This is a genomic window from Mycolicibacterium sp. HS_4_1, assembly GCF_054515875.1.
Genome location: NZ_CM137261.1, coordinates 5,189,837 through 5,203,273 on the forward strand (window position 1 = coordinate 5,189,837; position 13,437 = coordinate 5,203,273).

Consider the following 13,437-nt stretch of genomic DNA (forward strand, 5'->3'; position numbering starts at 1 on the left):
GCCGCCATGGACAACATCCGCGGCAAGACAATCGCAATCACCGGGGCCGCCCGGGGCATCGGCTACGCCACCGCCAAGGCCCTTCTCGCCCGCGGCGCGCGGGTCGTCATTGGCGACCGCGACGTCGCCGTGCTCGAATCCGCCGTCTCTGACCTGGTCAAACTCGGCCCGGCCACCGGTTACCCGCTGGACGTCACCGATCGGGAATCCTTCGAGGTATTCCTGGACAAAGCGCGCAGTGACGGTGCCGGCCACCTCGACGTGCTGATCAACAATGCCGGCGTCATGCCGGTGGGCCCGTTCCTGAAGGAGACGGAGCAGTCGATCCGGTCCTCCCTCGAGGTCAACGTGTACGGCGTGCTGACCGGCTGCCAGCTCGCGCTGCCCGAGATGGTCAGCCGCCGCAGCGGTCACATCATCAACATCGCCTCCCTGTCCGGCCTCATCCCGCTGCCGGGCCAGGTGGTTTACGTGGGCGCGAAGTACGCCGTCGTCGGACTGTCCACCGCGCTGGCCGACGAGATGGCTCCGCACGGCGTCAACGTCTCGGTGATCATGCCGCCGTTCACCAACACCGAACTGATCTCCGGCACCAAGTCCGGCGGAGCCATCAAGCCCGTCGAGCCCGAGGACATCGCCGCGGCCATCGTCAAAACCCTCGACAAACCGAAGACGCACGTGTCGGTGCCGCCGCCGCTGCGCTTCACCGCACAACTCGCCCAGTTGCTGCCACCGAAGGGCCGCCGCGGCATGAACAAGCTGCTGGGACTGGACAAGGTCTTCCTGGAGTTCGACGCCGCCAAGCGGAAGAGCTACGAGGACCGGGCCCGGGCGGCTCAGGGCGTCATCGAGAAGGACTGAGCGCCCCGCGCTGTGAGGTAATTCCTTTCAGCTGCAAGGAGATGGGTCGTGGCCCGCAACGGCCACGCCACGCACCATGAGGCATGCCCAACTCCGCCTGGCTCTCGATTGCCCGCGCCGCGGCAGCCCTGGCCGCGGCGATGGGCATCGGCCGGTTCGCGTACACGCCGATCCTCCCGCTGATGACGGCCCACGCAGGCCTCGCCGCGCAAGCGGCGGGGCAACTGGCGACCGCCAACTACGTCGGCTATCTCATCGGTGCGGTCGGGGCCGCCGCTTCGCCCCGGCTCGCCCGGTCCGTGACCGCCTGCCGGGTGTCGCTGGCGACTCTGGTCGCGACGCTCGCGGCAATGACGCTCTGTACCAACGTCATCGAATGGGGCTTCCTGCGCCTGGTTGCCGGCATCGCGAGCGCGCTGGTCTTCGTGATCGCCGTCAATACGCTCATCGATCACGGCCATCCGGCCCACCACGCCGGCTGGGCCTTCAGCGGCGTCGGGATCGGCATCGCCCTGTCCGCGGCCCTGCCGACCACCGGGAACTGGCAGGGCGCGTGGTGGGCTGCCACGGTATTGGCCGCGGTGCTCAGCGCCGTCGCCTGGTTCATGCGCCCTGGAGTCGCCGACGAGACGTCGAAAGCACCTGCCGGACAGGCCAATGCGCGCGGACCACTGATCACGTTGATGACCAGCTACACCCTCGAAGGCGTCGGTTACATCATCGCGGGCACATTCCTGGTGGCCGCCGTCGCACAGCAATCACCGGGCGCACTCGGCAGCGGCGTGTGGCTGTTGGTCGGCCTGGCCGCGGCGCCATCTGCGGCATTGTGGGCGCGGTTCACCGGCCGCTTCTCCTATCCGGCGCTGCTCGTCGCCGCATTACTACTGCAGGCCGCCGGAATTGCCGGGGCGGGAACCGGGAACAGCGTCGCGGCACTCGCCGGGGCGGTGCTGTTCGGCGGTACCTTCATCGGCATCAGCACCCTGGCCCTGGCCGCCGGGCGGGCGTTGCAGTTCCCGGGTGCCGTCGCGCTGCTGACAACGGGCTATTCGGTGGGCCAGATCGTCGGACCGGTCGCAGTGGCACCCTTGCTGCACAACGGTTTTCAGCAGGCCCTGCTCGCCGGTGCGGCCGTCGTGCTACTCGCCGCCCTGGCCGCGCTGGTGATGTGGATCAGTGGGCGGCAGCCACGCATCGTCAGCACCGACCGGGGCGACGTCACGGGTGAGTGCGTCGACGACGGCATGAACGGCCGGGTTGTCTTCTCCCCGTCGCCACACCAGTGACCACGTCCACAGCGGCACCGGCTGAATCACCGAACGGCGCAACAGGTCTCGCGGTAGGACGTCCGACTGCCCGCGGGGATTGTTGAGCACCGGCCGCCCCAGCTGCCGGACGTGCTCGAAGAACGTCGGCCCCGTGACACCACCGTCGTCGGTCCGCATCACCCGGGCGCCGGTGTCCGCGGCGAACTGCTCACCGTAGCGGTTCCACGACTCCCAACTCGCCGTATCCGAATCCACGAGCACCAGAGTGTCTTTGGCCGGCACCGGCGAGTCGTCAGGACCGACGCACAAGGCGAACAGCCGGTCCACCCCCATGAGCCGTGACTCCAGCGACAACGCCTCCAGATCGGCGGTCTGCACCCAGCAGATGGCCAGATCGAGGATGCCCTCGGCCACCCGCGCAGCCTGCGCGTGCGACGGCATCACCCAGGTGTCGACGCGCAACTGCGCGACGCCGGCCGCCCGTTCCGCGAGATCGGTCGGGCACCAGTTGACATAGCCGATGCGAATGGGCTCCGAGTTCGACAAACCGATTGCCCGCCTGCGCAATTCGTCAGCCTGGGCCACCAGGGCCCGCGCGTGGGGCAGCAGCGACGCGCCCGCCGCGGTGAGGCGCACCGACCGGCGGTCACGGTCGAACAAATCCACCTTGAGATCGCGCTCAAGCGCCTTGATCTGCTGAGACAGGGACGGCCCGGCGATGCGCAGACGTTCGGCGGCGCGGCCGAAATTCAGCTCATCGGCAACGGCGACGAAGTACCGCAGCTGCCGTAGTTCCATGGCAGCAGCGTAGTAGGCAGAGCCTCTCAGCAAGAAGCCAATAAGTCGCGTGGCAGGGGCATGGTCGCGGTCCGGCCGAGGTTGTGGAGTGCATCGACCTGAACCGAGTCGACCTCAACCGAAAGGAACACTCCGATGAGCACCACACCTCGCGTCGCGATCGTCACCGGCGCCTCCCAGGGCATCGGCGAAGCCCTGGTCGCCGGCTACCGCAAGCTGGGCTACGCCGTCGTCGCCAACTCCCGCACCATCTCTGCGAGCAATGACCCGATGGTCCTCCCCGTCGCAGGCGACATCGCCGAGCCGGGGGTGGGCCAGCGCTTGGTCGACGCCGCGGTCGAGCGCTTCGGGCGCGTCGACGCCGTGGTCAACAACGCCGGCATCTTCATCGCCAAGCCGTTCACCGACTACACCGACGCGGACTACGACGCCGTCACCGGGGTGAATTCCCGCGGGTTCTTCGAGCTGACCCGGGCCGGCATCAGGACCATGGCGGCGCAGGGCGATGGCGGCCACGTCGTCACCATCTCCACCAGCCTGGTGGACCATGCCAACTCACAGGTGCCGTCGGCCCTGGCGTCGCTGACCAAGGGCGGCCTCAACGCGGCAACCAAGGCCCTCGCCGTCGAGTACGCCTCCCGCGGAATCCGCGCCAACGCAGTCGCTCTTGGCATTATCCGCACCCCCATGCATGCGCCGGAGACGCACGAATTCCTGTCGGCGCTGCACCCGGTCGGCCACATGGGCGACATCTCCGACGTCGTCGACGCGGTGCTGTACCTGGAGAACGCCACGTTCGTCACCGGTGAGATCCTGCATGTGGACGGTGGTCAGAGTGCAGGGCACTGAAGCGGCCGACGCGGTCCGCACGGTTCTGGATCGGTGGCAGGCCGGCATCGCCGCCCACCGGCCGGACCAGGTGGCCGCGGTGTTCACAGAAGACGTGATATTCCAAGGCCTTCGGCCCTACAGCGTCGGACGGCAAGGGGTGTTCGACTACTACGACGCCCAGCCCGTCGGCCTGACGGTCGACTACCGCATCGACGAGATCCGCGAACCCGCCGCGGGCGTGGTGCTGGCCTACACCCGGGCCGACTTCACCCGTCCCGACGGATCGGTGCTCAGCCTGAACCTGAGCGTCCTTGTCACACAAGGCAACGACGGCTGGCAGATCGCGCACTACCAGGTGTCGCCGACCTGACACGTCATCGCCAACACCCGGCGGACGGCGAACACGCATACTTCCCCGAAGCACTACGTCGAACGTGCAGCTTCTGGACCGGAATCTGCGGCTCGGGCGACGAAAGCTGCACGCTCGGCATAGGACCGCTCACGGCAGTTGTCGGCAGCACGGCCCAACGCCGGAAAGCACGCACGGGGAATCAGAACTGCGGCGTGGGATCCCCGACGCGGTATGCCTCGATCACATCCAGATTCGTCATCAACTGCTCGAGGGTGAAGCTGTAGATCGCGCCGTCCTCTTCGGTGCCGACGAGGATCAGTTGCGGCTGGTCCGGATCAGCGACCCAGATCCTGGTGACCAGTTCCCGCGGGTCGTCCTCTGTGGACTCGAAACCCGACGGCGGGTAGTACCAGATCAGATACTCGTCGTTGGAGTAGTCCGAATCGAATACCCAACCGCGCGGCAGGATTTCGCCCGCGATCCGCCCGACGGCCTCGACTTCGGCATGCACCTCGTCGGGCAGCCAGTTGGCATCGCGCGTCGCCTGCCGCTTCTTGCGCCGGGCCTTCTTGGCAGCGGTCTGCTTGGACATCCCAGCTCCCTAGCTCAGCGCCTGGTCGAGATCAGCCACGAGATCTTGAGTGCCCTCGAGCCCGACGGAAATCCGCACCACACCGTCGCCCAGGCCGATCGCGGCGCGACCCTCCGGCCCCATCGCGCGGTGCGTGGTGGTGGCCGGGTGGGTGATCAGTGTCTTGGAATCACCCAGGTTGTTGGAGATGTCGATGATCTGCAGCTTGTCGAGCACCTCGAACGCCCGGTCCTTGCCGCCATCGAGCTCGAAGGTGACGACGGTGCCGCCGCCACGCATCTGCCGCTTGGCCAGGTCATGCTGCGGATGTGACTGCAGGAACGGGTATTTCACCCAGTTCACCCCGCGTACGCCTTCCAGGAACTCGGCCACCCGCTGCGCGGAGCGGTTCGAGTAGTCAACCCGAATAGCCAGCGTCTCAAGCCCTTTCAACATCGTCCAGGCGTTGAACGCGCTCATCGCCGGACCCGTGTGCCGCATCAATTGCTGCACCGGCCCGGAGATGTACTCCTTGTCGCCGAGGATCGCACCGCCGAGCACCCGGCCCTGGCCGTCGATGTGCTTGGTGCCCGAGTACACGACGACGTCGGCACCCAGCTGCAGGCCCTGCTGCAACAGTGGGGTCGCGAAGACGTTGTCCAGCACCACCTTTGCCCCGGCGGCATGGGCCAGCTCGGCTACCGCGGCGATGTCCACCAGCGACTGCATCGGGTTGGACGGCGTCTCGAAGAACACCGCGGTGGTCGGCACCGACAGCGCCTCCTCCCACTGGGATAGATCGTCGCCGTCGACGAAGACGGTCTCGATACCCCAGCGCGGGAGAATCTCGTTGCAGACCACGAAGCACGACCCGAACAGGCTGCGCGCCGCGACCAGCCGGTCACCGGCGCCGAGCAGCGCGCCCAGCGCGGTGAACACCGCGGCCATGCCGGTCGCCGTCGCGAAACAGGCGGGCGCCCCTTCGATGAGCCGCAGCCGTTCCTCGAACATCTGGATGGTCGGGTTGCCGTAGCGCGAGTACACGTACCGGTCGATCTCGCCGGTGAACGCCTGCTCCGCGGCAGCTGCCGACTCGTAGACGTAGCCCGAGGTCAGGAACATCGCCTCGGAGGTTTCCTCGAACTCGGACCGCAGCAGGCCGCCACGCACGCCGATGGTCGCCTGGCTGACGCCGTCGGGCAGCGGTGCCGGGACCCGGACCGACGGCACCCCGTCGGCGTTCAGGCCCCTCATGACTGCACCCACGGCAATCCGATGGCGCGCCAACCGCTGCCGCCGCGATGGCCCTGCTCGTCGAGGTTCCCCTCGAAGCCGTCGAGCATGTTGTACGACGGCCCGATGCCCGCCGCCGTCGCCGCCTCGGCGGCGCCGATGGACCGGTTGCCCGAGCGGCACAGGAACACCACCGGCCGGTCGCCCGGCGTCACGCCGGCCGCCATCAGGTCGTCGACGAATCCGGTGTTGCGCTTACCGTCGCCCGACACCCATTCGATGTACACAACGTCACGTCCGAGGCTGGAGATGTCGGGCACTCCCACCCAGCGCCATTCGGCGTCGGTCCGGCAGTCGACGAGCACCGCCTCGGGGTTCTCGCTGAGCAGGTTCCAGGCCTGCTGCGGCGTGATATCTCCCGCGTAGCTCACGGGTGCGAGTCTGTCACAAACTAGCTCGGGACCGGCGAGCACACCTTCCATGCGCCGTCCTCGTTCACCAGCACCACCGGCGCCGTGGGCTTCTGGTCCGGCGTCTTGTCGAAGTGATACACCAGCACGGCGGTGGCCTTCTGGCCGTCGAACTTGATGTCCCGTACCTCGTCGACGTAGCGCTGCCCGTTCTTGGCCGCCGAAGCTTCTTGTTTGGCAAGCACATCCGCTTGGGTACCGGCCTGCGCCTTGCAGGTGTACGTCGAAAAGCGCGCGTAGTCCTTGCGCTGCAGTCCGTCGTTCTGGCCGACGACAGCGGTGCGCACCAGCTGCTCCGGCGTCGGATCAGTGCGGCCGAACACCCCGATCGCATTCAGCACTGCGACGATCACCACAAGGACCACGATGACCCCAAGCGCGGCCAGGAACGGGCCCAGCGTCTGGCGGGGGTGCGATTCCGATTCGGTCATGGTCACTTCCCTGTGTGGTTGGTCGCCGCTGTTGGGTTAAGTGCAGCGGCCACCTGATGCGCGCGGTCACGGGCCCGCACCACATCCGGCGCCGTCGCCAAAGCCACGCACACCTCGCCGGAGAGTCGGACGTCGCTCTCGGCGACGGCCAGCGCGTCGGGCAGTGCGCGCGCGACCGCGGCCTTGTCCGACGACGGGCGACTGACCTCGCCGGCCGCCGGTGAAATCATGATGGTGTCGACCGGCAGGCCGAGGATCGCGCGGGTATGCAGATCGAACTGCGACAGGCGCTGCGACCGTGTCGTCACGAAGCCGGCGCCGGTCAGCACCGGGTGGACCGTCGCGAAGTACACCTCTTCGGCAGCGCCCGCGGCCGGATCCGCATCGGTGCCCAGCAGCAGGTCGACCGTGAACAGACCCGTGCCACCGAGCTTGTTGACGATACGAGCGGCGATAGAGCGGGCCGCGTCCAGCGCCGAGTCCGACAGCTGATGCGGCTGCCACATCTCCAGCGGGCCGCCGTTCTCGCGGCGGTGACCGATCGGTTCGCAGAACTGCACCACCGGACCCGCCGGGCCCTGAGTCCGCACGGTCAGCATGGTGAACTCGGCGGCCACGTCGACAGCTGTCTCTGCCATCACCCGCTCTCCGCCCGCGGCCACCGCACGGTGCCAGGCGACGTCGACGTCCTCGAGACGGGACAGCACCGAGCGGCCGGCACCGTCGGTGTTCGCGGCCGGCGTCACCGTGAGCGGCAGCCCGGCGTGCTCGGCGACGGCGGTGAGTTCGTCAACCGATCCGGCGAACCAGAACGGCGCGGTCGGCAGCCCCAGCTCGTGGGCCGCCAAGGTGCGCAGCGCCTCGCGGTCGGACGCCAGGCGCAGGGCACCCGGCGTCGGGAACACGGCGACTTCGTCGAGCGCGGCCAACCCCTCCACGACGTCGGCGCCGAGATCCGCGGCCGGGCACTGGACCACCACCAGCTGTGGCATGTGCCGGTCGATCAAGTCCCGCAGCGCCGCCGCCGCGGTGGGCACGGCCACCGCGGTTGCCCGCGCCCCCAGCCGCTGGAAGGACTGCACCAGTTCACTGCTCAACTCACCGGTGCCGAGGACGAGAACGGTCATGCGGTCCACCAACTCATCTGCCTTCCCGTCGCTTCGCTCGCCCCATCAACGTCCCCCGTCGCTCCGCTCGCCCCGTCAACCCAATCTGATGTCGACGTAGCACCATCGCCAGCTCTCCCCCGGCTCGACCGACCGCATCACCGGATGCCCGGTGCGGCGGTAATGCTCATTCGCGTGTTGATGCGGACTGGAATCACAACAACCGACCTGTCCGCAGGTCAGGCACATCCGAAGGTGCGCCCACGTATCCTCCCCAAGTGCCGCGCAGTCACCACAGCGCCCGGGCGTCTGCGGCTCCGGTTCAGCTTGTCCGACCGCGTCGGCGAGGTGCGTGCAGGTGGTCGGGGAATTTTCTTCACGCGGACGCGTTGCCCGTGACTGCATCCATTTCCCCAGCATGTTGAACAAGGATAGGGCCGGCTGACCGAGGAGGTTTGAGGACGTGGGTGCCCCACTGCTGGCAGTGCTGGTGGCCTCGGTGTTGTTGGCCGCGCTGGCCCGTCGATTCGACGTCTCCGCGCCGCTGGGACTCGTCGTCGCGGGACTCGCCGTCGGGCTGATTCCGGGTGTGCCCGCCATCGAGATGCAGCCGCAGTTGGTCATGTTCGTGGTGCTGCCGCCGTTGCTGTGGTCGGCCGGGCTGGAGAGCAGCTATCTGGCGTTGCGCAAGAACGTCCGCCCCATCGGGATGCTCGCGGTCGGGCTGCCGTTGGCCACCACGCTGGTCGTCGGGTTCGTCGCCTTCCACACCGTCCCGGAGCTCACGGTGGCCGCAGCCCTCACTCTGGGCGCGATCGTGGCGCCGCCCGACGCGGTGTCCGCCGCGGCCATCGGCCGCCGGCTGGGACTGCCCCGCCAGATCATGACTTTGCTCGGCGGCGAGAGCCTGCTGAACGACGCTACGGCGCTCACCGCATACAAGGTCGCCCTGGCCGCGGCCGTCGGCGCGGCGGCGACGTGGCGGGGCGCGCTGGGCACCTTCGCGCTCGCCGCGGCGGGCGGGGTCGTGATCGGCGGACTGATCGGCTGGTTTATCGAGTTCATCCGGACCTGGCTGGACGATCCGCTGGTGGAGAGCGCCATCGGGCTCGTCGCACCGTATTTCATCTACTGGCTGGCCGAAGAGGTGCACGGCTCCGGGGTGATCGCGGTGGTGGTCGCCGCACTGCTGCTCGGCCAGCGCGCAACCCGTGCGTCCTACGCCACCCGCCTGCAGGACGACGCGGTGTGGAAGTCGATCCAGCTGGTGCTGGAGTCCTTCGCCTTCCTGATGATCGGCCTGCAGCTGCCGACGGTCGTCGATGAGCTGACCGGCATCCGCGCGGTCACCTTGGCCGTGGCGTCAGCCGCGGTGCTGGCCTCGGTGATCGGCGTCCGCATCGTCTGGGTGTACGTCATGGCCTACACCCCGCGGGTCCTGTTCCGCGGCATCCGGGAACGCGAACCCCGACCGACGCCGTCGCAGGTGTTCATCGTGGCCTGGGCGGGCATGCGCGGCGTCGTGTCGCTGGCCGCCGCGTTCGGTGTGCCCATGACGACACTGAGCGACACTCCGTTCCCGGGGCGGCCGCAGCTGGTGTTCCTGACGTTCGTCGTCGTCATCGGGACGCTGCTGCTGCACGGCCTGACGCTGCCGTGGCTGATCCGCATGCTGGACGTCCGCAGCGAAGCCGAGGCGCATCAGGATGCGCTGGAGCAGGCTGCGGCATCGAGCCGCGCGGCCGCAGCCGCCGCCGACCGACTCGACGAATTACTGGCCCGCAGTAGCAATTCCAGTGCCCAGCAGCACGTCGGAGAGATCCTGCAGAACTGGAACGACCGTCGCCGCAATGCCGTGTGGGAACGCCTGGGCCGCAGTGACGACGACATCGGCGAAAGCCCGGCGTCGGCCATGCGGCGGCTGCGGCTGGAAATGCTGGCGGCCGAGCGCGCGACGTTCATCGCCGAACGCGACGCCGGAAACATCGATGACGAGGTGCTGCGGTCGGTGTTGCACGGGCTGGATCTGGAAGAAGCGGCGCTCAACCGCGAATAGGGCGGCTTGGCTTGGGGCTGGACCGCCGGTGCCGGTGGACCTGAACGCAATCGCGGCGGCGATCACCGATGGTTGTCGCACTCAGGGACCTCTGGCGGCCTGAAAAAGTACCTGGCTTCCATCACGATGGCCGCCAGCGCGGCGTGGTTGAAGCTACGTTCACTGCGCGAACCTGACTGCACGGCGATTTTTCTGCCACCGAGTCAGGCTCGACGCGGACCGGACGCCGATCCGCGTTGAGCCTGTAACGCGGGCGGAACCTACTCGCAAAAGTGCGCCACAGATTCAGGATCAACGCCTTTGCGGCCTCCACGCGGGCGATCCAACCGTGGGCTCTTGACGCCACAATCGCGCCGGCCTAATCTACAACCAAATGGTTGTATATATCTTCCCCGAGGCGTTCACCGATGCGGAGATCGACCGAATCTTCCACGCATTGGCGGACGCCACGCGCCGCGACATCGTGGCCCGCACGATGCGCAGCGACCAGTCGGTGAGCGCACTCGCCCGCGGTTACGACATGAGCTTCGCCGCGGTGCAGAAACACGTCGCGGTTCTTGCCGGAGCCGCATTGGTGCATAAAGAGCGCCGCGGCCGGGAACAACTCGTCCGTGCGGTGCCCGAGACGCTGCACCGGGCGGGCGTGCTCCTGGAGCGTTACGCGGCGCTCTGGCACGACCGTGCCGCGACCATCGAGGCGATCCTCGCCGAAGACGGCTATCCCCCACACGAAACCCCAAGCGCCACAAAACGAAAGGACCACCGATGACGGTGATCAGCAGCGCCGCCGACCCGCAGGCTCTCACCATGACGTTCGTGGCGGAGTTCGCCGCTCCGCCCGCGCGGGTCTGGCAGGTGTGGGAAGACCCGCGGCAGCTGGAACGCTGGTGGGGTCCGCCGACCTGGCCGGCCACCTTCACTCGGCACGAGCTCGCGCCGAGTGGTCAGTCGCGGTACCACATGACGGGCCCCGCGGGCGAGATCGCACCGGGCTGGTGGACCACGCTCGAAGTCGACGCACCATCGCGGCTTCTCATCGAAGACGGCTTCTCGAAGCCCGACGGCGAGCCCGACCCCGCGATGCCCACCATGCGCCTCGAGGTGTCCTTCGACGCCATCGACCGCGGCACCCGCATGACGATCGTCGCCCGGTTCACCGATCTGGAACAGCTCGAGAAGGTGACCGCGATGGGCATGGTCGAGGGCATGACCGGCGCCCTCGGACAGATCGACGCACTCCTGTCCTGACCACACGAAAACCACTGAGAGACAAGGAGACGACATGCCGAAAGCCATCCAGCCCTGCCTCTGGTTCAACGACCAGGCGCGTGAAGCCATGGAGTATTACGTCGAGGTGTTTCCGGATTCGCGGATCATCTCGATCGAGGAGTACCCCGACGCAGCCCTCGACGAACATTTCGCGGGCATGTCGGGCAAGGTACTGAACGGCCGGTTCAACCTGAACGGTGTCGATTTCGTCTGCCTCGACGGCGGACCGATGTTCACCTTCAACGAATCCATCTCGTTCGTGATCCAGTGCGCCGACCAGGACGAGATCGACCGGTACTGGTCCAAGCTCTCGCACGTGCCCGAATCCGAGCAATGCGGTTGGTGCAAGGATCGATTCGGGATCAGCTGGCAGATCATCCCGGCCAACATGGACCAACTGCTGGGCCGGCCCGAACAGGTCCAGACGATGATGCGGCAGAAGAAGATCGTGATCGCCGAGTTGGAGAACGCCTGAACAAACCCGGCCACGCAGAGCGCGCTATCGTGGAAAGTGTCCTTCGACAACGAGAGTCAACACGAATCGGACAAGCGAGAATCGAAGCGGGACAAGGCCTCCACGACAGAAGGCGAGGATTTGCCATGAACACCGCAGGCAGACCCGAAGCCCTGGGCGAGATGTATGAACAAGCCGGCGCCATCGCCACGGCAACTCACGACGCCGCCGGCCAGTTGCAATGGACAGTGCAGTCGAGTGACGGATTCAACACCGACACAAAGGCATTGGCGAGTACGACGAGCTGGACGCCGGCGCCCAAGGGGGCGGCGCCATGACCCTGTACGGACCGGATACGTCGAACAACAATTTTCACTCGGCCAGCGATGCCATTGCGTTCGTCTCGCAGCTACCCGGCCAGGGTTTCTCCTGGATCGAGCAGAAGGTATCCGAAGGCAGCTATTACCGGGACCCGTATTGGCCCGTGATCGCACAGTGGTGCCAGGACAACCACTTTCCGCATATCGGCTATCACTACGTCACCACCGACAGCCCGGCGGCGCAGGCCCAAACGTGGCTCAGCAACAACGGTGGCAAATTTGCGATGCTGGACTTCGAGGCGAATTCCGGTGACATCCAGAACTTCTGGGCCGTGGTCCATGCGTTCAACGCCGCCGGGGTGACCATCTCGCTGTCTTACATCCCGCACTGGTACTGGCAGCAGATCGGCTCACCGGACCTCTCTCAGGTGCCAGCGCTGATCGCGTCGAACTACGCCAGCGGCACCGGATACGCGTCAAATCTCTATCCCGGCAACGACAATCAGCGGTACTGGTTCCCCTACGGCGGCGCCACGCCGCAGATCCTGCAATTCACCGATGCCGCGGTGATCGGGAATTCATCGGTGGACTGCAACGCATTCCAGGGCACCCTGGATCAACTCATCTCACTGTTAAACGGAGGAACCGTGGCTACACCCGATCCAACGCCCGACCCGACCACCGCGACCCTCAACCAGATCCTGGCCATCGTGCAGGACATCCAGACCCAGTTGCGCGGGCCGAACCTGAACGGTTGGCCTCAGCTCGGCCAGAATGCGACCGGCCAGAACCTGACGATGGTGGACGCGGTCGCCGCACTCAGAGCGGACGTATCCGCCCTCAAGGCCACATCGTCGGCGTGATCACCGCTCGCCGGGAAGGGGTTCCGCATGGAACGCCCGCATCGCACCGGTGAGGGCCACGAACACCCGGTGCGCCGCCTTGAGGTCTGCATCGGGCAGCTCTGCAAGCGCCTCTGTATTGAGCTGAGCCAACGGGCTGAAGAACTCCCGGCCCACGGCCAGCCCTTTGTCGTCGTATCGCAGGATGACCTTGCGCCGGTCGGCGGGGTCGGTGTCGCGGCGCAGATGTCCTGAGCTGATCATCCGCTCCACGAGGTAGGTGATGGCCGCGCCCGAGGTGCCCATGAGCTTGCGCAGCTCGCCCGCGGTCAACGGTGCCCCCGCCGATTCAGCGACCATGATGTGCAGCAGTGCCCGAAAATCATTGGCGCCCAGATCGTTCTGCATCGCGAAGGTGCGGCCGATCTGCTCGGATTCGGCTGTCAGCGCCCGCACGTCGGCAGAGATCTGCGCCTCCAGAACAGCGCGGTCGGGCGGCGTCGGCACGCGGCGAGCATACCGTTCACAAAGTTCATTTGATTAATAGTTAAGTACCTGAAATATTTTCTGGGTGT

The 13,437-nt window shown here is 66.9% G+C and carries 17 protein-coding genes and 1 pseudogene; 10 read left to right on the top strand and 8 right to left on the bottom strand.

Annotated features, from left to right (window positions below; translation table 11 throughout):
• Positions 1-6: 6 nt before the first annotated feature.
• The gene (locus ACX12F_RS25125) at positions 7-861 is read left to right on the top strand and encodes an SDR family oxidoreductase (protein ID WP_459366982.1); all 855 of its coding nucleotides are present in this window, start codon (positions 7-9) and stop codon (positions 859-861) included.
• A 182-nt stretch (positions 862-1,043) separates the two neighbouring features.
• Positions 1,044-1,961: pseudogene (locus ACX12F_RS25130) on the top strand (YbfB/YjiJ family MFS transporter); the annotation flags it as partial.
• A 39-nt stretch (positions 1,962-2,000) separates the two neighbouring features.
• On the opposite strand, the gene ACX12F_RS25135 reads toward ACX12F_RS25130, so the two are convergent.
• On the bottom strand, positions 2,001-2,927 hold the full coding sequence (locus ACX12F_RS25135) for a LysR family transcriptional regulator (protein ID WP_459366983.1): 927 nt from the start codon (positions 2,925-2,927) through the stop codon (positions 2,001-2,003).
• Positions 2,928-3,062: 135 nt separating this feature from the next.
• On the opposite strand from ACX12F_RS25135, the gene ACX12F_RS25140 reads away from it, so the two are divergent.
• Both ACX12F_RS25140 and ACX12F_RS25145 read left to right on the top strand, forming a co-directional pair.
• Positions 3,063-3,776: an SDR family NAD(P)-dependent oxidoreductase gene (locus ACX12F_RS25140; RefSeq protein WP_459366984.1), complete on the top strand. Its 714-nt coding sequence runs from the start codon at positions 3,063-3,065 to the stop codon at positions 3,774-3,776.
• Positions 3,763-4,128 carry a YybH family protein gene (locus ACX12F_RS25145; protein ID WP_459366985.1) on the top strand — a complete coding sequence of 122 codons (366 nt, stop codon included), beginning with the start codon at positions 3,763-3,765 and terminating at the stop codon, positions 4,126-4,128. Before ACX12F_RS25140 ends, ACX12F_RS25145 begins: the two co-directional genes overlap by 14 nt.
• 181 nt (positions 4,129-4,309) lie before the next feature.
• On the opposite strand, the gene ACX12F_RS25150 is transcribed toward ACX12F_RS25145, so the two are convergent.
• From ACX12F_RS25150 to ACX12F_RS25175, 6 genes are all read right to left on the bottom strand, one after another.
• Positions 4,310-4,702, bottom strand: coding sequence for a hypothetical protein (locus tag ACX12F_RS25150; RefSeq protein WP_459366986.1), 393 nt, complete (start codon positions 4,700-4,702; stop codon positions 4,310-4,312).
• Positions 4,703-4,711: 9 nt separating this feature from the next.
• A complete protein-coding gene (locus tag ACX12F_RS25155; RefSeq protein WP_459366987.1) occupies positions 4,712-5,935 on the bottom strand; it encodes an O-succinylhomoserine sulfhydrylase in 1,224 nt (407 codons plus the stop codon).
• Positions 5,932-6,345, bottom strand: coding sequence for a rhodanese-like domain-containing protein (locus tag ACX12F_RS25160; RefSeq protein WP_459366988.1), 414 nt, complete (start codon positions 6,343-6,345; stop codon positions 5,932-5,934). The genes ACX12F_RS25155 and ACX12F_RS25160 overlap by 4 nt, the downstream gene beginning before the upstream one ends.
• Positions 6,346-6,365: 20 nt before the next feature.
• Positions 6,366-6,815, bottom strand: coding sequence for an Rv0361 family membrane protein (locus ACX12F_RS25165; protein WP_459366989.1), 450 nt, complete (start codon positions 6,813-6,815; stop codon positions 6,366-6,368).
• A gap of 2 nt (positions 6,816-6,817) precedes the next feature.
• Positions 6,818-7,942, bottom strand: a complete 1,125-nt coding sequence (locus ACX12F_RS25170) for an ATP-grasp domain-containing protein (protein ID WP_459366990.1) — start codon at positions 7,940-7,942, stop codon at positions 6,818-6,820.
• A gap of 75 nt (positions 7,943-8,017) precedes the next feature.
• Positions 8,018-8,326 (bottom strand): UBP-type zinc finger domain-containing protein, encoded by a 309-nt coding sequence (locus ACX12F_RS25175; RefSeq protein ID WP_459370500.1) that lies wholly within the window; start codon positions 8,324-8,326, stop codon positions 8,018-8,020.
• A gap of 58 nt (positions 8,327-8,384) precedes the next feature.
• Here ACX12F_RS25175 and ACX12F_RS25180 point away from each other — a divergent pair, with 58 nt between their 5' ends.
• From ACX12F_RS25180 to ACX12F_RS25205, 6 genes are all read left to right on the top strand, one after another.
• A complete protein-coding gene (locus tag ACX12F_RS25180) occupies positions 8,385-9,977 on the top strand; it encodes a Na+/H+ antiporter (protein WP_459366991.1) in 1,593 nt (530 codons plus the stop codon).
• A 373-nt stretch (positions 9,978-10,350) separates the two neighbouring features.
• Entirely contained in the window at positions 10,351-10,746 is a 396-nt protein-coding gene (locus ACX12F_RS25185; protein WP_459366992.1) for an ArsR/SmtB family transcription factor, read from the top strand.
• Positions 10,743-11,225: an SRPBCC family protein gene (locus ACX12F_RS25190; RefSeq protein ID WP_459366993.1), complete on the top strand. Its 483-nt coding sequence runs from the start codon at positions 10,743-10,745 to the stop codon at positions 11,223-11,225. The genes ACX12F_RS25185 and ACX12F_RS25190 overlap by 4 nt, the downstream gene beginning before the upstream one ends.
• Before the next feature lie 34 nt (positions 11,226-11,259).
• Positions 11,260-11,721, top strand: coding sequence for a VOC family protein (locus tag ACX12F_RS25195; protein WP_459366994.1), 462 nt, complete (start codon positions 11,260-11,262; stop codon positions 11,719-11,721).
• A gap of 125 nt (positions 11,722-11,846) precedes the next feature.
• Positions 11,847-12,038 (top strand): hypothetical protein, encoded by a 192-nt coding sequence (locus ACX12F_RS25200; RefSeq protein WP_459366995.1) that lies wholly within the window; start codon positions 11,847-11,849, stop codon positions 12,036-12,038.
• The gene (locus tag ACX12F_RS25205; RefSeq protein WP_459366996.1) at positions 12,035-12,883 is read left to right on the top strand and encodes a GH25 family lysozyme; all 849 of its coding nucleotides are present in this window, start codon (positions 12,035-12,037) and stop codon (positions 12,881-12,883) included. The genes ACX12F_RS25200 and ACX12F_RS25205 overlap by 4 nt, the downstream gene beginning before the upstream one ends.
• On the opposite strand, the gene ACX12F_RS25210 is transcribed toward ACX12F_RS25205, so the two are convergent.
• Positions 12,884-13,369 (bottom strand): MarR family winged helix-turn-helix transcriptional regulator, encoded by a 486-nt coding sequence (locus ACX12F_RS25210; protein WP_459366997.1) that lies wholly within the window; start codon positions 13,367-13,369, stop codon positions 12,884-12,886.
• Positions 13,370-13,437: the final 68 nt, after the last annotated feature.

Coding starts and splice junctions, on each gene's coding strand:
- ACX12F_RS25150 (WP_459366986.1), bottom strand. CDS start 4,702: ATGTCCAAGCAGACCGCTGCCAAGAAGGCCCGGCGCAAGAAGCGGCAG.
- ACX12F_RS25200 (WP_459366995.1), top strand. CDS start 11,847: ATGAACACCGCAGGCAGACCCGAAGCCCTGGGCGAGATGTATGAACAA.
- ACX12F_RS25135 (WP_459366983.1), bottom strand. CDS start 2,927: ATGGAACTACGGCAGCTGCGGTACTTCGTCGCCGTTGCCGATGAGCTG.
- ACX12F_RS25185 (WP_459366992.1), top strand. CDS start 10,351: ATGGTTGTATATATCTTCCCCGAGGCGTTCACCGATGCGGAGATCGAC.
- ACX12F_RS25125 (WP_459366982.1), top strand. CDS start 7: ATGGACAACATCCGCGGCAAGACAATCGCAATCACCGGGGCCGCCCGG.
- ACX12F_RS25165 (WP_459366989.1), bottom strand. CDS start 6,815: ATGACCGAATCGGAATCGCACCCCCGCCAGACGCTGGGCCCGTTCCTG.
- ACX12F_RS25140 (WP_459366984.1), top strand. CDS start 3,063: ATGAGCACCACACCTCGCGTCGCGATCGTCACCGGCGCCTCCCAGGGC.
- ACX12F_RS25175 (WP_459370500.1), bottom strand. CDS start 8,326: ATGCAGTCACGGGCAACGCGTCCGCGTGAAGAAAATTCCCCGACCACC.
- ACX12F_RS25195 (WP_459366994.1), top strand. CDS start 11,260: ATGCCGAAAGCCATCCAGCCCTGCCTCTGGTTCAACGACCAGGCGCGT.
- ACX12F_RS25190 (WP_459366993.1), top strand. CDS start 10,743: ATGACGGTGATCAGCAGCGCCGCCGACCCGCAGGCTCTCACCATGACG.
- ACX12F_RS25205 (WP_459366996.1), top strand. CDS start 12,035: ATGACCCTGTACGGACCGGATACGTCGAACAACAATTTTCACTCGGCC.
- ACX12F_RS25170 (WP_459366990.1), bottom strand. CDS start 7,942: ATGACCGTTCTCGTCCTCGGCACCGGTGAGTTGAGCAGTGAACTGGTG.
- ACX12F_RS25155 (WP_459366987.1), bottom strand. CDS start 5,935: ATGAGGGGCCTGAACGCCGACGGGGTGCCGTCGGTCCGGGTCCCGGCA.